The sequence below is a fragment of the Novosphingobium sp. BL-S-34 genome (assembly GCF_056857015.1).
On sequence record NZ_CM166472.1, the window covers coordinates 1,858,650 to 1,879,027 of the forward strand.

General features: G+C 66.3%; 19 protein-coding genes. 5 read left to right on the top strand and 14 right to left on the bottom strand.

The window, feature by feature from the left end; all coding sequences use genetic code 11:
* The first annotated feature begins 93 nt into the window (after positions 1-93).
* Positions 94-873 (top strand): glutaminyl-peptide cyclotransferase, encoded by a 780-nt coding sequence (locus AC1VV3_RS08835; RefSeq protein WP_482961564.1) that lies wholly within the window; start codon positions 94-96, stop codon positions 871-873.
* 128 nt (positions 874-1,001) lie between these two features.
* A complete protein-coding gene (locus tag AC1VV3_RS08840) occupies positions 1,002-2,594 on the top strand; it encodes an ABC-F family ATP-binding cassette domain-containing protein (RefSeq protein ID WP_482961565.1) in 1,593 nt (530 codons plus the stop codon).
* Positions 2,595-2,616: 22 nt separating this feature from the next.
* Here the strand turns inward: AC1VV3_RS08840 and AC1VV3_RS08845 are convergent, their stop codons facing one another.
* Positions 2,617-3,759, bottom strand: a complete 1,143-nt coding sequence (locus AC1VV3_RS08845) for a mechanosensitive ion channel family protein (protein ID WP_482961566.1) — start codon at positions 3,757-3,759, stop codon at positions 2,617-2,619.
* A 324-nt stretch (positions 3,760-4,083) separates the two neighbouring features.
* Positions 4,084-6,924, bottom strand: coding sequence for a DNA polymerase I (gene polA / locus AC1VV3_RS08850; protein WP_482961567.1), 2,841 nt, complete (start codon positions 6,922-6,924; stop codon positions 4,084-4,086).
* Positions 6,925-7,171: 247 nt separating this feature from the next.
* Between polA and AC1VV3_RS08855 the strand changes: the two genes are divergently transcribed.
* Entirely contained in the window at positions 7,172-7,507 is a 336-nt protein-coding gene (locus AC1VV3_RS08855) for a hypothetical protein (RefSeq protein WP_134094748.1), read from the top strand.
* A gap of 113 nt (positions 7,508-7,620) precedes the next feature.
* Here AC1VV3_RS08855 and AC1VV3_RS08860 read toward each other — a convergent pair whose 3' ends face one another.
* The 4 genes from AC1VV3_RS08860 to AC1VV3_RS08875 form a co-directional block, all read right to left on the bottom strand.
* Entirely contained in the window at positions 7,621-8,727 is a 1,107-nt protein-coding gene (locus AC1VV3_RS08860; protein WP_482961568.1) for a serine hydrolase, read from the bottom strand.
* Between the two features lie 313 nt (positions 8,728-9,040).
* Positions 9,041-10,684 carry a chaperonin GroEL gene (groL, locus tag AC1VV3_RS08865; protein WP_132264534.1) on the bottom strand — a complete coding sequence of 548 codons (1,644 nt, stop codon included), beginning with the start codon at positions 10,682-10,684 and terminating at the stop codon, positions 9,041-9,043.
* A 47-nt stretch (positions 10,685-10,731) separates the two neighbouring features.
* Positions 10,732-11,019 carry a co-chaperone GroES gene (groES, locus tag AC1VV3_RS08870; protein ID WP_110763794.1) on the bottom strand — a complete coding sequence of 96 codons (288 nt, stop codon included), beginning with the start codon at positions 11,017-11,019 and terminating at the stop codon, positions 10,732-10,734.
* Between the two features lie 164 nt (positions 11,020-11,183).
* Positions 11,184-12,563: an MATE family efflux transporter gene (locus AC1VV3_RS08875; RefSeq protein WP_465127608.1), complete on the bottom strand. Its 1,380-nt coding sequence runs from the start codon at positions 12,561-12,563 to the stop codon at positions 11,184-11,186.
* A gap of 147 nt (positions 12,564-12,710) precedes the next feature.
* Here AC1VV3_RS08875 and AC1VV3_RS08880 point away from each other — a divergent pair, with 147 nt between their 5' ends.
* The gene (locus tag AC1VV3_RS08880; RefSeq protein ID WP_482961569.1) at positions 12,711-13,160 is read left to right on the top strand and encodes a c-type cytochrome; all 450 of its coding nucleotides are present in this window, start codon (positions 12,711-12,713) and stop codon (positions 13,158-13,160) included.
* 117 nt (positions 13,161-13,277) lie between these two features.
* Positions 13,278-14,258 carry a dioxygenase family protein gene (locus tag AC1VV3_RS08885; RefSeq protein WP_482961570.1) on the top strand — a complete coding sequence of 327 codons (981 nt, stop codon included), beginning with the start codon at positions 13,278-13,280 and terminating at the stop codon, positions 14,256-14,258.
* Between the two features lie 219 nt (positions 14,259-14,477).
* On the opposite strand, the gene AC1VV3_RS08890 is transcribed toward AC1VV3_RS08885, so the two are convergent.
* From AC1VV3_RS08890 to AC1VV3_RS08925, 8 genes are all read right to left on the bottom strand, one after another.
* A complete protein-coding gene (locus tag AC1VV3_RS08890) occupies positions 14,478-15,119 on the bottom strand; it encodes a hypothetical protein (protein ID WP_482961571.1) in 642 nt (213 codons plus the stop codon).
* Between the two features lie 119 nt (positions 15,120-15,238).
* Positions 15,239-16,186: a bifunctional helix-turn-helix transcriptional regulator/GNAT family N-acetyltransferase gene (locus AC1VV3_RS08895; protein ID WP_482961572.1), complete on the bottom strand. Its 948-nt coding sequence runs from the start codon at positions 16,184-16,186 to the stop codon at positions 15,239-15,241.
* Positions 16,187-16,363: 177 nt separating this feature from the next.
* Positions 16,364-16,738, bottom strand: coding sequence for a 50S ribosomal protein L7/L12 (gene rplL / locus AC1VV3_RS08900; protein WP_132264523.1), 375 nt, complete (start codon positions 16,736-16,738; stop codon positions 16,364-16,366).
* Positions 16,739-16,861: 123 nt separating this feature from the next.
* Positions 16,862-17,374: a 50S ribosomal protein L10 gene (gene rplJ / locus AC1VV3_RS08905; RefSeq protein WP_132264521.1), complete on the bottom strand. Its 513-nt coding sequence runs from the start codon at positions 17,372-17,374 to the stop codon at positions 16,862-16,864.
* A 325-nt stretch (positions 17,375-17,699) separates the two neighbouring features.
* A complete protein-coding gene (locus AC1VV3_RS08910; RefSeq protein ID WP_482961573.1) occupies positions 17,700-17,942 on the bottom strand; it encodes a helix-turn-helix domain-containing protein in 243 nt (80 codons plus the stop codon).
* Complete coding sequence (locus AC1VV3_RS08915; protein WP_482961574.1) at positions 17,942-18,490, bottom strand: DUF2975 domain-containing protein; 549 nt, start codon at positions 18,488-18,490, stop codon at positions 17,942-17,944. The genes AC1VV3_RS08910 and AC1VV3_RS08915 overlap by 1 nt, the downstream gene beginning before the upstream one ends.
* Positions 18,491-18,514: 24 nt before the next feature.
* Positions 18,515-18,712, bottom strand: a complete 198-nt coding sequence (locus AC1VV3_RS08920) for a hypothetical protein (protein WP_482961575.1) — start codon at positions 18,710-18,712, stop codon at positions 18,515-18,517.
* Between the two features lie 318 nt (positions 18,713-19,030).
* Complete coding sequence (locus AC1VV3_RS08925) at positions 19,031-20,110, bottom strand: hypothetical protein (RefSeq protein WP_482961576.1); 1,080 nt, start codon at positions 20,108-20,110, stop codon at positions 19,031-19,033.
* Positions 20,111-20,378: the final 268 nt, after the last annotated feature.

Genomic DNA, 20,378 nt, shown 5'->3' on the forward strand with positions numbered 1-20,378 from the left:
GCGGTACGTCGTCCCGGACCCGGTCCGGGACGACGGCCCCTCCCCATCCCATCGCCTCTTGCGGAGGCCGCGCCCTTGCGGCACCTGCATCGCATGAATTCTCCCGTCCGCGCCTTGCTCGCCGCCGCACTCGCCCTCACCGCTGCCCCTGTCGCGCAGGCGAAGGACGTGCCGGTCTGCGGATACCGCATCGACAACGCCTTCCCGCATGACACCGCCGCCTTCACCGAAGGCCTCTTCTTCGACCGGGGCCTGCTCTACGAAAGCACCGGCCAGAAGGGCGATTCCCGCATCGTCGTGCGCAAGCTGGAAACGCTGGAGCCGGTGGGGCAGATCGAGATCGATCCTGCGGTCTTCGGCGAAGGGCTGATCGACTGGAACGGCCAGCTCATCAGCCTGACCTGGCGCGACGGGATCGGCTATCGCTGGGATCGCACGACGCTGAAACCGCTGGGAACCTTCCATTACGAAGGCGAAGGCTGGGGCATGACCCGCAACGGCAACACGATCTACCAGAGCGACGGGTCCGCCGCCCTGCGCCTCCGCGATCCGGCGACCATGCGCCAGACCGGCAGCCTCGCCGTCACGGCCGAGGGCAAGCCCGTCGAGAATCTCAACGAGCTGGAATGGATCGACGGCGAGATCTGGGCCAATGTCTGGATGACCGACCGCATCGCCCGCATCGACCCGAAGACGGGCAAAGTGAAGTCCTGGCTCGACCTTGCCGGGCTGCGCGAGCAGGCGGGCGGCGCCGGCGTCGATGCCGTGCTCAACGGTATCGCCTGGGACGCGCCGGGCCGCCGCATTTTCGTGACCGGCAAGAACTGGAACCAGATATTCCAGATCACCCCGGCCTGCACCAAAAGCGCCTGATTCGTCCATGGGCCGACTTGCCCATGGAAGCGCGTTGAGGTAAGGAACCCGTCGCAACCGAAGGAATGGATCGATGGACATCTGAGCACATAGCCCGTTTTTCCCAAACGCTATCTGCCGGTGTTCCCATGACATTTCTGACTCTCGACCGCGTTGCCTGCTCGGCGCCCGACGGTTCTCCCCTCTTCCGCGATCTCACTTTCGCGCTCGGCCGCGAAACCCTGGGGCTGGTTGGCCGCAACGGCGCGGGCAAGAGCACGCTCCTGCGCGCCATTGCCGGCGAAGTGCCGGTTTCCGAAGGCACGATCACGCGCCAGGGCCGGATCGGCCTGCTGCGCCAGCTTCCCCCCGATGAGAACGCCAGCGTCGCCGAGGCGCTGGGCCTTGCCGCGCACTTCGCCCGGCTCGACCGCATCACGCAAGGCCGTTTCGAGGACGACGATTTCGATCTGGCCGACTGGACCCTTGCCGAACGTTTCGAGAAAGCCGCCGCCCTGGCGTGTTTCGCGGAGCTTGACCCCGCGCGCCGGCTCGCCAGCTTCAGCGGCGGGCAGCGTACCCGGCTCATGCTGACGGGGCTGCTGCTGGGCGAACCCGACGTGCTCCTGCTCGACGAGCCGACCAACAATCTCGACGATGCCGGACGCCAGGCCGTGGCCGACTTGCTGGGTGGCTGGAGCGGCGGCGCCCTCGTCGCCAGCCATGACCGCGACCTGCTTCGCCGCGCCGACCGCATCGTCGAACTGACGAGCGTGGGCATCCATATGGTCGGCGGCGGCTGGGACGCATTCGACGAACAGCGCAGCGCCGAACGCGCCCGCGCGGCCTCGGCGCTCGAACGCAGCGAGGACGCCCTGCGGCAGGCCCGGCGCGAGAAGCAGCAGGAAGCTGAGAAACAGGCGCGCCGCGACAGCAAGGGCCGCAAGGACGCTGCGAAGGGCGGCGATCCGAAGATCCTGCTCGGCGCGCGCAAGCAGCGGGCCGAGGAAACGGGCGGGCGACAGCGCAAGCTGGGCGATGAACTCGTCGGCCGCGTACAGGAGCAGTTCGACGTGGCCCGCCGCGAAGTCGAAGTGCTGGCGCCGATCCATATCGACCTGCCGCCGAGCGGACTGCCTGCCGGCCACACCCTGATCGAGGCGCGGGGCCTATGCTGCGAGCGCGGCGGGCGGCGGTTGTTCGGTCCGCTCGACCTCATTCTGCGCGGCCCGCGCCGGATCGCCGTGACCGGGCCGAATGGCTCGGGCAAGACCAGCCTGATCCGCATCCTGGCCGGGCTCGACCGGCCCGACGCTGGCGACATCCAAACCGGCGATCTTCACTCCAGGAATGCGCGCATCGCCTTGCTGGACCAGCACGTCTCCCTGCTGGGCGAGCGCGGAAGCGTGCTGGACGCCTACTTGCGGCTCAACCCCGATGCCGACCGCCACGCCGCCCACGCCGCCCTTGCCCGCTTCGGTTTTCGCAGCGCCTGGGCCGAGCGAGACGTTGCCACCCTCTCCGGCGGCGAGCGGATGCGGCTGGCTTTGGCCTGCCTCTTCACGCGCCGGGACGTCCCCTGGCTGCTGATCCTGGACGAGCCCACCAATCACCTGGATCTCGCCTCCGTGGAGATGCTGGAGCAGGCCCTGCGCGGCTATGACGGCGCCATCCTCTGCGTCAGCCACGACGCGGATTTTCGCGCGGCGCTGGAATTGGGTGAAGAGATCGCGCTAGGCTAGCGCCCACGTCCCGGCCGCCCGGTCAGTTCGCCTTCCTGGCCTCGCCATTCGCTGAGGCGACGACAAGTTCGGCCAAACCCGCGGTGGCACCCATTTCCACCGGTCCGACCGGCAGGGTCCGCCGCCGCACGAGCGCCTCGGGCTGGTTCCGGCGGATCCAGTCCATCATGCTCTCGCGGATCTCGCAGCGCAGGTCGAACAGGGTCGGGCCGTCCTTGGCGCTCATGAGCAGACGCACTTCGATGGCCTCGTCCTTGCAATCCGTCACTTGCAGCACCTGGGCGCGCTTGTCCCACAGGCGGTGCGCCGTGATCTGGCGGCTGTATTCCTCGCGGATCGGGCCGATTTCGGTGCCCTGGTCGAGATAGAGGAACACCGTGCCCAAGAGCTGCGAGGTCGTCTTGGTCCAGTTCTGGAAGGTGTCCTCCAGGAAGCGGTTGGACGGTACCACCAGCCGCCGGTCGTCCCACAGCCGCACGACCACGTATGTCGTGCGGATATCCTCGATGCGGCCCCATTCGCCGTCGAGGATGATGACGTCGTCGATGGAGATGGGCTCGGTCATCGCCATCTGGAAGCCGGCGATCAGCGCCTTGAGCGCGGGCTGCGCCGCCGCGCCGACCGCCAGGGCCGCCAGTCCCGCCGAAGCCATCAGCGTCACGCCGATCTCCCGCACGCCGGGCACCGAGGCCAGCATGCCGGATACGGTGAGGAACACGATGAGGAACGTGCCGATACGGCTAAAGATCGCCAGCCGGGTCCGGCGGCGGCGGGCATTGCGGTTGTTCTCCACCGAAATGTCGGCGCGCACGATCATCGCTTCGACGAAGGCGCGCAGCACGGCCACGGCGACCCAGCCGGTGAGGAGAGGCATGACGAAAGGCGCGAACCGCTCCCAGATCGATTCCAGCGCCGGGGTCTCGCGCGCGGCCAGCACCACGCCCATCGCCAGGAAAGCCCAGCGCGTCGGCCGGTTGAGCCGGTTCACCACCAGGTCGTCCGCCTCGCTCGCGCTGCGATGGGCAATGCGGTTGAGGATTCGGAACAGCAAAGTGTGCACAGCGAGTGCCAGCACCAGCCCGATCAGCGCGGCCAGCACCGCCATGAGCGGCCGCTCCGCCCAATCGGGCAACCCGTCGAGGATGCGATCGATGAACTGGATCATGGTGCTGAAACAATGCTGCATCGCAGCAGTTTCATCCCGGGCTTCGGTTCATCGGTGTTGCGGGGCGGTTCGCGCGAAGCGGAGGCCGTCGCCGGTCTTTCCGCGGGCCATTTCGAGGGCCCATGGCGCTTGGTGGCGGCATACCGCCTCATGCCCAGCCGTAAAGGAATCGATGTCCCGGATAGCTGACACCGTCCTGCCGTCGCCTGACGGGAATGGCCTGGGGTGGGGGAAGCTCCCTGGCAGGACCAGTGGAAGCTAAGCGCTGCCCGGGGATCGGCGCCGCGGCTCACTTGCCGCCGGCGCCTCCCCCAACCCTAGCCGTCAGTGCGCCGCGCCCCAGCTCAGGCCCGAGCCGATTTCCACGCCCAGCGGCACATCGAGGCTGACGGAAGGCGCCGCCGCGCCGGCCATCACGCTGCGGATCACGTCGGACGCGGCCGCGACATCGCCTTCGGGCAGTTCGAACACCAGTTCGTCGTGCACCTGAAGCAACATGCGGACATGGCCGAGCCCCGCTGCCGCGAGCGCCGGGTTCATGCGGACCATGGCGCGCTTGATGATATCGGCGCTGGTGCCCTGGATCGGCGCATTGATCGCCGCGCGCTCGCTGCCCTGACGCTCGGCGCCGTTCTTCGAGGTGATGCGCGGGAACCAGGTCTTGCGGCCGAACAGGGTCTCCGAATAGCCGCGCTCGCGCACTTGTTCGAGGGTGTGGACGATGTAGCGCTGGATGCCCGGGAACCGCTCGAAGTAGCGGTCGATCATGGCCTGGGCCTCGTCCGCCTCGGTGCCGAGACGGCCGGCGAGGCCCCAGCGCGAAATGCCGTAGAGGATCGCGAAGTTGATGGTCTTGGCGCGCCCGCGCGTGTCGCGGTCCACGGTGCCGAACATCTCCATCGCCGTGCGCGAGTGAATGTCCTCGCCCTCGGCGAACGCTTCCTTGAGGCTTGGCACGTCGGCCATGTGCGCGGCCAGGCGCAGTTCGATCTGCGAATAGTCGGCGGCCAGCAGGACATGGCCCGGCTCGGCCACGAAGCAGTCGCGGATCTGGCGGCCGATTTCGGTGCGGATCGGGATGTTCTGGAGGTTCGGGTCGGTGGAGGACAGACGCCCGGTCTGCGCGCCGACAAGGCTGTAGCTGGTGTGGACGCGCCCGGTCCGCGGGTTGATCGCCGCCTGCAGGGCCTCGGTATAAGTCGAGCGCAGCTTGGAAAGCTGGCGCCATTCCAGCACCTTGGTGGCGACTTCCGCGCCCTGGGTGGCCAGGCCCTCCAGCACCGACTGGTCGGTGGAATATTGCCCGCTCTTGCCCTTCTTGCCGCCCTTGTAGCCAAGCTTCTCGAACAGGATATCGCCAAGCTGCTTGGGGCTGCCGATGGTGAATTCCTGACCGACCTTGCCGTAAATCTCGCCTTCCAGCGCGCCGATCGCCTCGGCGAACTGGCTGGAGAGCCCGGCCAGCTTCTCGCGGTCCACCTTGATGCCGTGGCGCTCCATCTGCGCCACGACCGGGATCAGCGGGCGGTCGACCCGCTCGTAGATGCGCGTGCCGCCTTCGTCCGCAAGCCGCGGCTTGAGCAGGGCGTGGAGGCGCCAGGTCACGTCGGCATCTTCGGCCGCATAAGGCGTGGCGCGGTCCAGCGGCACCTCGCCGAAGGGAATCGCCTTCTTGCCGGTGCCGCAGACGTCCTTGAAGGCCATGGTCTTGTGCGAAAGGTGGCGTTCGGACAATTCGTCCATGCCGTGCCCGCCGCCGATGCCTTCGATCTGGCGGCCCGCGTCGAGGCAGAAGCTGACGATCATCGTATCGTCCACCGGCGCCACGTCTATGCCGTGGCGGGCCAGGACGTTGAGATCGTACTTGATGTTCTGGCCGATCTTGAGCACCGCATCGCTCTCCAGCAGCGGCTTGAGCAGCGCCAGCGCAGTCTGCAGCGGCACCTGCTGCGGCTTCTCGGCGAACATGTCGGTGCCGCCATGGCCGAGCGGAATGTAGCACGCATCGTTCGGGCCGAGCGCAAGGCTGACGCCTGCCAGATCCGCTTTCATCGAATCGAGCATCGATGTCTCGGTGTCGATGGCCACGACATGGGCGGCCAGCCCGCGCGCCACCCAGCGCTCCAGCGCTTCCACGGTCTGCACGCATTCGTATGCCGCATAGTCCACTGCCGGCCATTCCGGCAGCGACTGGCGCGCCGCGCCCTCGGTGGGGCCGCTGGCTGCCGTGACCGGCTTGGCCGGGTGAAGCTGGGTCGGCCGATCCGGGCTGCCGGTGCCGCCGTCCAGACGCTTGAGCAGGCTGGTGAAGCCGTGCCTGCCAAGGAATTCCGAAAGCGGCGCGGGCGGAATCGCGTCCAGCTTGAAGTCCTCCAGCGCCATCGGCAGCGTGCAGTCTTCCTTCAGAGTGACCAGCACCTTGGACAGGCGGGCCTGCTCGGCCTGTTCGATCAGGCGCTCCTGGAGCTTGGACTTCTTCATCGCAGGCGCGGCGGCGAGCGCGGATTCGAGGTCGCCATAGTCCTGGATCAGCTTCGACGCAGTCTTGGGGCCGACGCCGTAGACACCGGGCACGTTGTCCACCGAGTCGCCCATCAGCGCCAGCACGTCGCCCACCTTTTCGGGCGGGACGCCGAACTTCTCGACCACTTCTGGAATGTCGATGCGCTGGTTCTTCATGGTGTCGAGCATGTCGACGCAGCCCCCACCGATCCCGCATTTGCCGACCAACTGCATCAGGTCCTTGTCCGAGGACACGATGGTCACGTCCCAGCCCTGCGCCGTGGCGGCGCGAGCGTAGGAAGCGATCAGGTCGTCCGCCTCGAAGCCTGCTTCCTCGATGCAGGGCAGCGAGAACGCGCGGGTGGCGTCGCGGATCAGCGGGAACTGGGGAACCAGGTCCTCGGGCGGCGGCGGGCGGTTGGCCTTGTAGTCGTCGTAGATATCGTTGCGGAACGAATGGCTGCCGGCATCGAGGATCACCGCCAGGTGAGTCGGGCCGTCGGCCTTGTTCAGGTCGTCCGCGAGCTTCCACAGCATCGTCGTATAGCCGTAGACCGCGCCCACCGGCGTCCCTTCCGGGTTCGTCAGGGGCGGCAGACGGTGATAGGCGCGGAAGATGTAGGCCGAGCCGTCGACGAGGTAGAGATGCTGCTTGGAATCCATGGCAAGACCACTAGCAGCGCGGGCGCGGGCCGTCAGCAGGGCAGTGGAAAGAGACGGGTGAAATCACCCGGCGGAATAGATGGAACCAATTCGCTCCCCCGTCGTTTGCCCGCGACTGCTTGAATCGCGCGTCCGAGCGGCCTAGTTTCTCCTTCCACGGGGGGAAGCCGCCCGCATCCGCGCGGATGGGCTCACAGGGTTTGTCTTTTCAGCAAACGCTTTCAGCAAACGAGGGAATACCGAGAACATGCGCAAGATCGTTATCGCCGCCACTGCCGCCGTCGCGGCCCTGTCGCTCGCCGCCTGCTCCGAGAAGACGCAGGACGCCGCATCGGACACCGCCACTTCGGCTGCCAGCGACGTGTCGGACGCTGCCGATGACGTGGGCGATGCCATGACCGATCTCGGCGCCAAGGCTTCGGACGCTGCGGGCGACGCTGCCGACGGCGTGAAGGATGCCGCGGCCGACGCTGCCAAGAAGGCCGAAAAGACCACTGACGACATCGCCGCCGATGCCGAGAAGGCCGCCGCCGACGTCACCGATGCGGAAAGCACCCCGCACGACGCCGCCGACCAGCACTGATCCTCGCGGACCGGGCGCCCGCCGCCCGGTTGCGATTACGAAAAAGGCGCTTCGGACCCGGTCCGAAGCGCCTTTTTCGTGGCTTTCTTCAACGGCCGGGGCCGTGCAGAAGCTCAGCGCACGGCAGTGCGGTAGGAAGAGCCTTCCGCCAGGTAGCCCTCGTAGATGGCGCGGGCGATGCTGGCGATACGCGCCTCGCGGTTCGGGCGCGTGCCCTGTCCGGTGACATAGATCGCCACGGCATAGGCCCGGCCGTCCGGCGTCTCGATGATGCCGATGTCGCTGGAGGTGTTGTTGAGCGATCCGGTCTTGTGCGAAACCGAAACTTCGGCGGGAAGCCCCGCGCGAATGCGCCGCTTGCCTGTGACGGTGCGGCTCATGGCGCCGAGCAGGACGTCGCGGCCCTGCTTGCTCATCCACTTGCCCTGGTAGATGCCCGAGAGCAGTTCGACCACCGCGATCGGCGTCGCGCTGTCGCGCTTGTCGACGACCTTGGCGGGATCGATGGCGCCATCGTCGCGGACCAGGGTGGCGATGTCGCGGTCGATATGCCACTCATCGATGCCGGTCCGGCGGACCCAGGCGTTCACGGCCGATGGCCCGCCCACCACCTTGAGCAAGGCGTCCGTGGCGTAGTTGTTCGAGCGGGTGATCATCAGCTCGATCAGCTGGCGGGCGCTCATGTAAGTGCCGGCCCGCACCGGCGCGACGGCGCTGGAGAACGGCGCGGAGGGCACTGGAACCATCAGCGGGAACTCGCTGGAAAGCGTCCATTTGCCCTTGTCCACGCCTTCCAGGAATGTCGCGGCAATGGCGATCTTGCTGGTGCTGGCCATGGGAAAGCGCTGGTTGCCCAGCACGTCGACCATGCGTCCGGTGGACAGGTCCATCGCGGCAACGCCGATGCGGCCCTGCGAGGCGTTCGCCACCGAAGCGAGCTGCTTACCGAAATCGCTGGAATAGGTGCGTGGCGCCCGTTCCTCGGTGCCGAACACCGAATCGAACGAATCCTGCACATCGCCGATGGCCCCGGCCTGATAGCTGGAGCCCGACGCATTGACGGCACCCGAATGGGCGCGGAACTGCGTCCGGACTTGCGCCTGCGCCGGTGCCAGCGACAAGCTGCCCAGCGAAAGGCCCGCGGCGACCAAGCCCGCAATCTGAAGGAAGCGCCCCGTGCCCTTGCGGCACTGCGCAACGAGTTTCTCTGCCCCGATCATGCAGATCCCACCCTGTACTTGTACATGTTCCTACAGAGTTAACGGTAGCGAGATAAAGCGCCAGCCCGGCGCGACGAACTGCATGTTCCATGCGGGCAATTGCTCGGAATCGTACAATCCTTTCGCCCAGATGAACGAATCCGTTGAGCGAAGGTAACACTGGCTGGATGAAAACCGCTCCCATCCTTTCGTCATTGCGCGCAATGACGAAAGGATGGGAGTAGGCGAATGTCGTTGCCGTTTACCCGGCCAAGAAAAAGGGCCGGAAGGATCGCTCCTTCCGGCCCCAATTCGCGTCGGTGACGGGAGTGGCTTAGAAGCCGCCCATGCCGCCCATGCCGCCCATGTCGGGCATTGCCGGCATGGAGGCCTTGTCTTCCGGCTTGTCGCTGATCGCCGCTTCGGTGGTGATCAGCAGGCCGGCGACCGAAGCCGCATCCTGCAGCGCGGTGCGGACGACCTTGGTCGGGTCGATCACGCCGGCAGCCTTCAGGTTCTCGTAGACGTCGGTCGCGGCGTTGAAGCCGATGTTCTCGTCGGTCTGGTCGAGCAGCTTGCCTGCAACGACGGCGCCGTCGCTGCCGGCGTTCTCGGCGATCTGCTTCACCGGAGCCGAGATCGCCTTGCGGACGATGTCCACGCCGCGGGTTTGGTCTTCGTTCGCGCCGGCCAGGCCGTCGAGAGCGCGGATCGCGTAGAGCAGCGCGGTACCGCCGCCGGGGACGATGCCTTCTTCAACCGCAGCGCGGGTCGCGTGGAGAGCGTCGTCGACGCGGTCCTTGCGTTCCTTCACTTCGACTTCGGTGGCACCGCCGACCTTGATGACGGCAACGCCGCCGGCCAGCTTGGCCAGGCGTTCCTGCAGCTTTTCACGGTCGTAGTCCGAAGTCGTGACTTCGATCTGCGAACGGATCTGCTCGACGCGGCCCTTGATTTCGTCATGCGAACCGGCGCCGTCGACGATGACGGTGTTGTCCTTGTCGATGGTGACCTTCTTGGCTTCGCCAAGCATGCCGAGCGTGACGCTCTCAAGCTTGATGCCGAGGTCTTCCGAGATCATCTCGCCGGCGGTCAGCGTGGCGATGTCGCCCAGCATGGCCTTGCGACGATCGCCGAAGCCCGGAGCCTTTACGGCCGCGATCTTCAGGCCGCCACGCAGCTTGTTGACGACGAGCGTGGCGAGGGCTTCACCCTCGATGTCTTCGGCGATGATGAGGAGCGGACGACCCGACTGCACCACGGCTTCCAGGATCGGAAGCAGCGCCTGGAGCGACGAAAGCTTCTTTTCGTGGATGAGGATGTAGGGGTTTTCGAGCTCGACCGTCATCTTGTCGGGGTTGGTGACGAAGTAGGGCGAGAGGTAGCCGCGGTCGAACTGCATGCCTTCGACGACATCGAGTTCGAATTCGAGACCCTTGGCCTCTTCAACGGTGATCACGCCTTCCTTGCCGACCTTCTCCATCGCTTCGGCGATCTTCTCGCCGACTTCGACGTCGCCGTTGGCGGAGATGATGCCGACCTGGGCGATTTCGGCCGAACCGGCGACCGGGGTCGAGCGGGTCTTGAGGTTTTCGACGACCTTGTGGACGGCGAGGTCGATACCGCGCTTGAGGTCCATCGGGTTGATGCCGGCGGCAACCGACTTCATGCCTTCGCGAACGATCGCCTGGGCGAGGACGGTCGCGGTGGTGGTGCCGTCACCGGCCTTGTCGTTGGCCTTCGAGGCCACTTCGCGCAGCATCTGCGCGCCCATGTTCTCGAACTTGTCCTTGAGTTCGATTTCCTTGGCGACCGAGACACCGTCCTTGGTGATGCGGGGAGCGCCGAAGCTCTTCTCGATCACGACGTTGCGGCCCTTGGGGCCCAGGGTCACCTTGACGGCGTTGGCGAGGGTGTCGACGCCGGCGAGAATGCGTTCACGCGCGTCGCGGCCGAACTTTACGTCCTTGGCTGCCATTTTGAATTCCTTTTAGAAAATCTGGAAAATGCGGAAATCGTCGATTCTCAGCCGATAACGCCGAGGATGTCCGATTCCTTCATGATCAGCAGGTCTTCGCCGCTAACCTTGACTTCGGTGCCGGACCACTTGCCGAACAGCACGCGGTCGCCGACCTTGACGTCGAGCGGAGTGATGGTGCCGTTTTCGGCGCGGGCGCCGGTGCCGACGGCGACGATTTCGCCTTCAGCCGGCTTTTCCTTGGCGCTGTCGGGGATGATGATGCCACCGGCCGTCTTTTCTTCGGCCTCGACGCGGCGCACGAGAACACGGTCGTGCAGCGGGCGGAAAGTCATGGGGATCTCCCTAATCCTACGAACTAAAGGGCAAGAAACTGGAATTGGCACTCATGGTTGTAGAGTGCCAACGGCCGTGGATATGGTTCTGGCCCGAGGCGACGTCAAGCGCATCGCTTCCAAAAATTTCTCACCCGGTATGGGCGCGGGATGAGACGAGACGGTTACACCCGGTCGAGGTGGAACTCATCGCGCCAGTGCCAGCGCGCCAGCAGCAGCACCGCCGCCACGGTCAGCCCCACGGCCAGGCCGATCCACACGCCCACGCCTTCCAGCGGGGTGAACAGGCCGAGCAGGGCCGAGGTGGCGAAGCCCGTGACCCAGTATCCGAACAGCGCGATGGCCATCGGCACGCGGGTGTCCTGGATGCCGCGCAGAGCGCCGGCCGCCACCGCCTGGAGCCCGTCGGTCAGCTGGAATATCGCCGCCACGAACAGGAAATGCAGCGCAAAACCCACGAGCACGGCGTTCTGCGGCGCCTCCACGTCGACATAGGCGGAAAGGATGAAGCGCGGCGCCAGCAGCATGGTCGATGCCGAGAGGACCATGAAGATCATCGCCACGGTGATCGCAGCCCAGCCTGCCAGGCCCACGCCGATGCGGTTGCCCGCGCCGTAGTGATAGCCGACCCGGATCGTCGCGGCCTGACCCACGCCAAACGGCACCTGGAAGGCAAAAGCCGCGATCTGGAGGGCGACGGTATGGGCGGCAAGCTGCGCTTCGCCGATGCGCCCCATCAGGAACGCGGCGCCGCTGAACAGTCCGCCCTCCGCAATGAGCGTCGCCGCGATCGGCAGGCCGAGCGAGAGGATCTGGCGCAGGCGCTGCCATTCGGTCCGCCAGATGCGCCCAAGCACATGATAGCGGCGCAGGCGGCGGTCGCTGCGGATGGCCACGATATAGGCCAGCACCATCACGCAGGCCGTGGTGATGCTGGCCAGCGCGGAACCCATGAGGCCGAGCGCCGGAAAGCCGAAGTGTCCGAAGACCAGAACGTAGTTGCCGGTGGCATTGACGCCGATCGCCAGCGCCGTGATCACCGTGGCGAAGAACGGCCGGCCCAGCGCGGAAACGAAGGTGCGCAGCACGTTGGCGATGGTCATCGGCAGCACGGCGATGCTCACCAGCCTGAGGAAGGCCGACGCCGTCACGGAAACCTCGGGATCCTGCCCGGTGGCTTCCATCAGCAGGTTGCCCAATTGCGACAGCGCGATGGCGCCGAGGCTGAACAGGACCGCCACCCACAGCGCCATGCGCGTCGAGCGGCGCACTTCGCGCACGGAATTGCGGCGGCGGCCGATTTCAGCAGCGATCAGCGGGGCAACCGCGCCGGTCACGCCATTGATGCCCATCATCATCAGCGCGACGATCGCGATCGCCAGGCTTGAGGCCGCCAGGGCCTGCTGCCCCAGGCGTGCCACGAAAATCACATCGGTGGCGAAGACCGCCATCTGCAGCAGGTTGGCGAGCGCCAGCGGCCCGGCAAGACGCATGGTGGCGCCCAATTCGGCGCGAAAAGTCGAAGGTAGAAGGTGCGAAGCCATTATCGGTCAGGGCGATACGGGAGCGGACCGACAAGCGAAAGGAAATTCCTGCCGTTTTCCTGCGGCTTCAAAGGCCGATTTGCGCTGCGTCATGGCTTTCCATCCCACGCCCGGTCGAATAGGCACCACCGCAGCGCCGGAGGAACCATGACGCCTGCACGCCTTATTACTGTTGCTTCCCTGATCGCCCCCCTGCTCGTCCTCACCGCTTGCGGCGGATCGGGTCAGGATAGGTCCGAAACCGCGCAGACTTCCGCGGATGCCGGAACGTCCGCCAGCCCCGCGCCGGGCAGTGCCCAGGCTGCCGCCGATGCGCCGGCGGCCTTTGCCGTCTGCCGTTCTTGCCACGCGGTGGAACCGGGCCGCAACGGCGTCGGCCCCTCGCTGTTCGGGATCGTCGGCACCAAGGCCGGCGATGTACCCGGCTACAACTTCAGCCCCGCCCTCAAGGGTTCGGGCGTGACCTGGGACCGGCAGTCGCTCGACACCTGGCTCCAGGGTCCGATGAAGATGGTGCCCGGCACGAAGATGGTGATCGGCGTGCCCGATCCGAAAAAGCGCCAGGACGTGATCGACTACCTCGAATCCCTGAAGTGAGACCGTCGCTCGGCCCCGGCCGGGTTACCATCGGCGACAATTTACGACCGCGATCCGCCGCTTCACGCTGCTAGGGCCTGCCATGGTGCGACATGGCTTCCAGCAGAAGAAGAACGGATGGACAGACAGGAACGGGAAGGCCTTGCGGCGGACCTGACGCGGATCGAACAGATGAATCTCGGCCGGCGGCGAATGCTTTCGCTGGGCGCGATCGGCGGACTCGCCGCACTAGCCGGCTGCGCTGCGCCTGCGGGCCGGAGCGGACCGCCGGAAGGGCCGCCGTCCGGCGGCTGGGGCGGCCCGCCGGCTGACGGCATGCGCGGCCCACCGCCCGGCGGCAGGCGCGGTCCCCCGCCCGGCGGCTTCGGCGATCATGGCCCGGGAGGACCGCCGCCGCAGATCGACAACGGCCCGGTCGTCACCGGCACCGCACCCGACGGCACGCGCTGCGTGGCCTTCGCGCGTGAGACTGAGGGCCCCTATCCTGCAGATGGCTCCAACACGGCGCGCGGACAGATGGCCAACGTGCTCGGCCGCTCGGGCCTGCAACGCCAGGACATTCGCAGCGACATCGGCGGCGGCAACACAGTGCCCGGCATCCCGCTCGACCTCTCGCTGCGCCTTGTCGACGTCAACACCGGCTGCATGCCACTTCCGGGCCATGCCATCTATCTCTGGCACTGCGATCCGAACGGCCAGTATTCGCTCTACGACCAGCCGGATCGCAGCTGGCTGCGCGGATTGCAGGTCACTGACGACAACGGCCTCGTCCGGTTCCGCACGATCGTGCCGGGGTGCTACATGGGCCGCTATCCCCATATCCACTTCGAAGCCTTCACCAGCCTGCCAGTCGCGACGGCGGGGAAATTCGCGCGCCTGACCTCGCAACTCGCCGTCCCCGCCGAGACCTGCGACGCGGCCTACACGTCCTCGATCTACGCGCGCTCGGCGCGAACCTGGGCGCAATCCCGCGAGATCGCGCGCGACATGGTTTTCGGCGACAATGGCGCCGAGCGGATCAAGGTGATGACACTGGAGGTCGGCGGCTCTGCGGCGGACGGCTTCCAGGGAAGCGCCGTCATCGGCCTGGCCGGCTGACTTGGCCTGGCCGGCTGACTTGGCCTGGCCGGCTGACTTGGCCTGGCGGCTGACTTGGCCTGGCCGGCTGACTTGGCCTGGCCGGCTGACTTGGCCTGGCCGGCTGACTTGGGTTGCGAAATGAAGGGCGCCGCGGGTACGCGCGGCGCCCTTCTTTCCACCGGTCCTTGCGGGGGGTGAGGCCGAAGGTGCGGCCGGAGCCAGGACCGGGAAAGCGAATCAGACCTTGCGGCCGGGCGGGACCTGCTGCTCGGCAGCGGGCTCGATCCGGGCGGGGAGAGTGGCCGGGATGGCACGGTTCGTGGCCCCGGCGGCATCGCAGCCGTCCGAAGCGGCTTGCGTCAACTTCGGCGCCGCCCCGGAGCCGTCGGAGCTGTAGGAGACCGAGCGTGTGCAGCCCCGCGCGTCGGTGGACGAGGAATAATACGTCACATGCGAGCCGGCCGGCATGTCTCCGGCCAGGATCATGCCGGGTGCACCCTGCGCGTTGCCGCCGGCCACCGCCTGCTGCTGCATCTGCGCGGCATGGCGTTGGACGAGCGCCGCCTGCTGCATCATCGCATCCATGCGCGCATCCATCGCTGCCGAGATCCGCGCCATTGCCATGAAGGGATCGGCCATGACCCCGCCGTCACTGGCATCACTGGCATCACCGGCATCACCGACCTCGGCGGCGGCTTCCACGGGCACGACTTCCACTTGCGGCGCGGTATCGCCGAAGTAGCGAACCTGGATCTGCGAACCGTCCGGCGCGTCGACGTTCATCGTGTGCAGCCTGGCCGTGGCTGCTTCGGCCACGCCCGCGCCCAGCAGGGCCAGCGCGGCAGCGCCGAAAAGATATGTCCTCGAAGGCATTCGCATGGGCAAACAACTCCTGAAAGCGAGCCGTCGGTGCAGCCCTTCCGGAGGCGAAAGCTGCGCCCGCCAAGCTGAACGCCGGATGACGGCGCCCCTTCGCTTCAGGCCCGCGCAGGCTCAGCTCATCGCCTGTGGAGCATGGCCACGTCGCACCGCTCGTAGCGCGCGCCGTACAGCGCCATGATGCCGGCATCGTGGCGGAAACCCAGCTTTTCGTAGAGGTGGATCGCCGCCTCGCAGTGCCTGTTGGTCAGGAGATAGAGCGGATCGGCGCCCATCTCCCCTGCCCGCGCAATCATGGCATCGAGCAGGAATTCCCCGGCCTTCAACCCGCGTGCAGAAGCCCGCACCCCCATTTTCGTGAGTTCGAACGACCGCTCGCCCGTCTTCTGCAACGCGCAAGTGCCGACGATCCCCAGCCCTTCCGCTTCCACGAACAGGATCGCCCCGCCCGGATCGACGATCCGCTGGCGCGGGTTTTCCAGAACCTCGCGATCGGTGGGTTCGAGGCGGAACATCGCCGCGATCCACTCCGCATTGATGTCATGGAAATCCTGGGCAAGGCCATCCTCGAATTCGCGAATGCGCAGGACGGGCGGCTTCAGCCGATCGTAGCGCGCCACCATCGAGGATTCGTCCAGCGCGTTCTCGACCCGCTCCAGAAGCGCCAGCAAGGCCGCGGTGTCGCCGCCGCACATCTCGTCCACGGCCAGCCCGATGCCGGGCCAGACATGCATGCGCGTCCGCGCCATGGCCGTTTCGCCGGCCGGGGTGAGCGATACGTGCCGCTGGCGAAGGTCGCTGCCCTGGGCCGTCTGAACCAGTCCCTGTGCGGCGAGCTGGCCGATCGCGCGGGTGACGCCGGGCTGACTGGAGCCCACGGCCTCGGCAAGCTGGCCGATCGTTCTGGCGCCATCGTCAAGCGCGGTCAGCAGCGGCATCTGGCCCGGCTGCGCGGGAATCCCCGCCGCCTGGATGATCTGCGCGGCATCGCCCTGGAGCCGCTCGGCCAGGCGCTTGAGGCGGCTGCCGAGATAGACACCGCCGAGGCGGGCGATCACATCGGTCATGCATTCAACTCCATATCACGTTATATATCGCGTTATGGAGATATACCCGGACCGTCAAGCGGGCAAAAAGAAAGGGCGGCTCCGAGGAGCCGCCCTTCCCTGTCTGCTCGGAAGACCCGAGAGATCGATCCCGGAGCGAATCCGGGAGAATCCTTGCGGGCCGAAACCCGCAGCGGATTACTTGAGCTCGACGGTGCCGCCGGCTTCTTCGATCTTCTTCTTGATGTCTTCGGCTTCGGTCTTGTTGACGCCTTCCTTGACAGCCTTGGGAGCGCCTTCGACGAGAGCCTTGGCTTCAGCGAGGCCCAGACCGGTGATGGCGCGGACTTCCTTGATGACCTGGATCTTCTTGCCACCGTCGCCGGTGAGGATGACGTCGAATTCGGTCTTCTCTTCGACAGCGGCGCCAGCGTCGCCGGCCGGGGCAGCAGCCACGGCAACAGCGGCAGCGGCGGAAACGCCCCATGCTTCTTCAAGGGCCTTGGCGAGGTCAGCGGCCTCGAGGACGGTCAGCTGCGACAGTTCTTCAACAAGCTTGGCGATATCGGCCATGATAATAACTCCTGATCTGTGGTCCCGGGGTGCTGGATGCGGTCCACCGGGATAAATCGAAACGAATAGAATTGCTTAGGCTTGCCCTTTGGCGATCTGCGAGAGACCGCCTCAGGCCTGAGCTCAAGCAGCCTTGTCGGCGTAGGCAGCGAAGACGCGCGCCAGCTTGGCCGCCGGAGCGGTCTGAAGCTGTGCGATCTTGGTCGCCGGAGCCTGAACGAGGCCGATGAGCTTGGCGCGCAGTTCGTCGAGCGAGGGCATCGAGGCGAGAGCCTTGACACCATCGGCGTTCAGAACCTGCGAACCCATCGCGCCGCCGACGATCTCGATCTTGTCGGTCGTCTTGGCGAAGTCGACGACGGCCTTGGCTGCTGCGACGGGGTCCACCGAGGTGGCGATGGCCGTCGGGCCGCTGAGGAAGTCGCCGATACCGACATAGTCGGTGTCCGCGATGGCAAGCTTGGCAAGACTGTTCTTTGCAACCTTATAGGTAGCACCGGCATCACGAATCTTGCCGCGCAGGGCGGTGGACTGGGCCACCGACATGCCGAGGTTACGGGTGATGACCACCACGCCGACCTCGTTGAAGACTGCGTTGAGCTGGGCGACCGAATCGGCTTTCTGCAAACGATCCATGCCTTACTCCTTCACATGTGACCGCTTGGGACTTGCATCCCGCACGGCCGGCTACGTTTGTCCGAAGCGCAAATGCACTTCGGGCGAGTCCGTTGGCGATGGGGAAGGAGTTTTTCGTGCCGAAACACGAACCTGGCACCACATTCCGCGAAGGAATGCCGGGCCGGAAATTTTCCTGTTCCCCGTCTAGGCTGGAAATTAAGCCCTCGCAAATCGAGGGCACCAACTGTCTCGGACGGATGAACCATGGGCCGGGACCCATGTGGTTCGGCCGCGCCTTTGGCTGAAAGCGCGGCCCGAGTCAAGTTTCGCGAGTCAATCGATCTCAGATGGCATCGCCGGCGGCATCGTAGCCCAGCAGGTCTCCGGGCTGGCAATCCAGTTCCCGGCAGATCGCTTCCAGCGTGGAGAAGCGGATGGCCTTGGCCTTGCCGGTCTTGAGGATCGAGAGGTTGGCCAGGGTGATGCCGATGCGCTCCGCCAGTTCGGTCAGCGTCATGCGGCGGGCATGGAGCAGGTCGTCGAGCTTCACCACGATATTGCCTCCTTCTGTGCTGTCTTCGCCCATCAGACCGTCCCTTCCAGTTCGGCGCGCATCTCGGCGCCCTTGCGGAAGACCCGCGCCAGGATGAACAGGATCAGCATGAGCAGCAGGCCATTGCCCGAGATGCCGCCGATCGAGTCCAGATGAGTCTCGCCCTTGCCGATCTTGTTGATCAGCGCGCCCAGCGCCGAGAGCGGCAGGCCGAGAAGCTGCACGACAAGGCTGAGCCACGCCATCTGCGTCAGCCGCCGGGCGTTCTCGGGGACGAAGGGGTCGCCGTCGCCCACGGTGCCGACGATGCGCTTCAGCAGCTGGAATATCCGGAACAGCACCCGGCAAAGGACCGCCGCGAGGACCAGGATCCCGCTGACCACCCAATAGAACTGCGGCAGCAGCAGCGGCATTTCCCTGGCCATTTCCGCCGAGATCTCGTTCTGGAACGCCAGCATCGCCGGGATCGCGACGAGGCAGGCGCCGATGGCGAGGGCCATCGCGCCCATCAGGAACCAGAGCATGCCCTTGGCAATGGCGAGCAGCGGATCGCGGGTGAGCGCGTGCATGGTGGAAGTCATCGTCCTGCCCCTTTTCTGTTCGGCTTACATCAAGGCCGGCGCGACGGGCGCGGCGATGACGATGCGCGTGACGGCGCCGTCGCGGGCGGCCGTCTCATGGACCGCCGTATCGGCCGCATGCGCGGGCGTGGAGATCGTCGGCAGCCAGAAGCCGGCAACGAAAGCCAGGGAAAGGGCAATGGCGAAAGGCCGGCTGGCGGCCTGGGTAGTCGAGAAGATCATTGTTCGTTCTCCGATATGCCTGATATCGAAATTCAATAAACTCGATTCGGCATATCGTCAAACAATAATATTGAAAAACGATATGAGGCTCGTTGCTTTTCGAGAAGCACCGTCGAAAATGCACGAGAATCCGCCACTCTGGATCCAGTTCCCGAGTGCCCCCACACCCGGTTCCATGGCCGCGCGGGAAGCGACGGCCGTGCCAGGTCTGTCAGGTCAGGACCCGCGAATCGCGCAGGCAACGAAAAGCGGGGCGGCTCCCTGAGGAACCGCCCCGCACACGCCGGCTTGCCGCGTAGGGGTTACGGCAGCGCGGCGTCAGACCTCGACCGGCTCCTTGCGCCCGGCAATTGCCGGCGCGGCGGGCGTGGTCGTTGGCTTGTAGGTGCGCCAGTCGAAGGGCTTGCCCTCGGTCTGCGCATGCTCGCGGCGTTGCAGAATCAGGCGCGCGCGGCGCATGCGGCCCTTGCGCGAGGTGAAGGGATTGGCGGCGTCAGGCGGCGCATCGACCATGGCTTCGAGCAAGGCCCGGCGATCCTGCTGCAAGGGCACGGGACCTTCCGCCATCGCATCGGCCGAAGGACCTGTTGGCGGCGGGATCACGGCCGCGGTCGCAATCGGCACGGCGGCCTCGGCAGGGCGCGCCTCCGCGGCGGGTTCCAGCGGCTGCACATAGGCCCTGTCGTCGACGGAGGTCGCTGCCCAGGGCTCGGAATAGGAATCGGCCTCCGGTTCGGGCTTGCGGCGACGCATCATCATCGCCGCGATACCCGCACCGGCCACGCCAAGGGCCGCCAGCAGGCCAAGGACACCCTCGACCGGCAGACCCTCGTTTCGGGCCGCTCCATTGCCGGCAGGCGCGCTGGCAGCGGGTGCAGCCAGCGCGGCCGCGGATGGGCTAGAGGACGATGCATCACGCGGCGGCGCAGCGACAGGCGGCGGAGCATCGCCGCGGGCGAGCGCCCCGTCACGCGCGGCGCCCGCATCGGCCGCCGTGGGCACGCGGGTCGGCTCGGGAGCCGAGCGGGCGACAGCCCGCGCCGGCGCCGTACTGCCAGCCGCCCCGGCAGGCGCTGCGGGCAGCGGCGCCGCATTGCTTGCGCCCGAGGCCGCTTCAGGGGCGGCTGCTTCCGGCGCAGCCACGGCCGGTGCTGGACTGAAATCGGGCAGCACAACCTGGGGCGCCACCGGCGCGGGCGCCGGCGGCACGGCGCTGGGCAGAGCAGGCACCACGACCGTGCTGGGAACCGGCGCCGAGCCCGGCTGGGTCGGCAAGGTGGTACCGGACGTCATGTCCTGGGCCTGAGCGGGGGCCAGAGCCGAGGTTGCAGAAAGCACGAAAACGGCGGCAATCGCCGTTACCGCGCCATACGAGCGGGGGGCGGGATCTTTTTCCATGCAAGCTCAATGCATGGGAGACGATGAAGTTACGCCGAAATGACTTGCCAAGAGACGAAAGGAAATGAAAAGCCGGACGAAATGCACACATCTACGCATTTATACACATATCCGTTCGACTCTGCCGCGCTCTATTAAATTGACCCCGCCGGATGTTAATTTTACGTTCACGCGAAAATTGACGATACTGTCGCTTCTGGATTGACGCGCGCCCTCCGCTTTCGCGAATCTTTCTGCGCGCCATCGCCAGACGGTTTGACACCAGGCC